This is a genomic window from Mycobacterium kyorinense (assembly GCF_001672775.1).
GTDB classification, from domain to species: domain Bacteria; phylum Actinomycetota; class Actinomycetes; order Mycobacteriales; family Mycobacteriaceae; genus Mycobacterium; species Mycobacterium kyorinense_A.
In genome coordinates this window covers 1-986 of the sequence record NZ_LZKJ01000142.1, presented here as the reverse complement: position 1 = coordinate 986, position 986 = coordinate 1, and the positions used below count along the sequence as shown (strand labels likewise).

General features: G+C 64.5%; 1 protein-coding gene. It reads right to left on the bottom strand.

Going from position 1 to position 986, the window contains the following annotated elements; translation table 11 throughout:
• Positions 1 to 986 (bottom strand): phosphopantetheine-binding protein (locus A5707_RS15475; protein ID WP_156657991.1); only part of this gene is annotated, 986 nt, incomplete at both ends.

Genomic DNA, 986 nt, shown 5'->3' with positions numbered 1-986 from the left:
CCACCCTCAAACCGATCGATAAACCACAACCGCTGCTGAGCAAACGACAACGGAACATGCTGCGGACGCGGCATTGGCTCCAACGGTGGAAGTTGGCTTGTTGCTTCGCCGATCCGTGGTGCTAGCTGGGCCACGGTGGGCGCCTCGAACACGGTGCGCACTGAAAGTCCGGCTTGGAGGTGGGTGTTGATCGCGGCGATCAAGCGCATCGCGGTCAGCGAATCGCCACCCAAGTCGAAGAACGAGTCATCAACCCCGACCCGCTCGAGCCCCAGGATCTGGGCGTAGATGCCGGCCAAAATCTCCTCGGTGGGGCTAGCCGGGGCGCGGTAGCGTTCGACATCCTGGTAGTCCGGTGCCGGCAGGGCGCGGGTGTCGAGTTTGCCGTTGACTGTCAGCGGCAACGCCTCGAGCACCATCACCGCAGCTGGCACCATATACGGCGGGAGTCGATCGGCCAGTGCGGTGCGCAGATCGACGGGATCAGCTGTTCCGGTGATGTAGCCCACCAAATGTTTGATGCCGGGCTGGTCCTCGCGAGCGATCACCGCCGCTTGCTCGACCCCGCCCAAACCCGCCAGAGCTGTTTGGATTTCACCGAGCTCGATGCGATACCCGCGGATCTTGACCTGGTCATCAGCGCGGCCCAGATACTGCAACTGCCCATCAGCGCGCCAACTCACCAAGTCCCCGGTGCGATACATCCGCTGCCCGGCCACCTCAGCCCCACCAAACGGACACGCCACAAACCGCGATGCCGTCAACCCCGAACGCCTTACATACCCGCACGCCACCCCACTGCCGGCCACATAGAGCTCACCAACCACCCCGGCCGGCACCGGCCGCAGCCACTCATCGAGCACAAACACCGCCGCCGTCGACACCGGCGCCCCAATCGGTGCTGCTCCCGAGTCGGGCAGCAGTGGTGCGCTCATCGACGCATACACCGTGATCTCGGTCGGGCCGTAGGCGTTGATCACCACCCG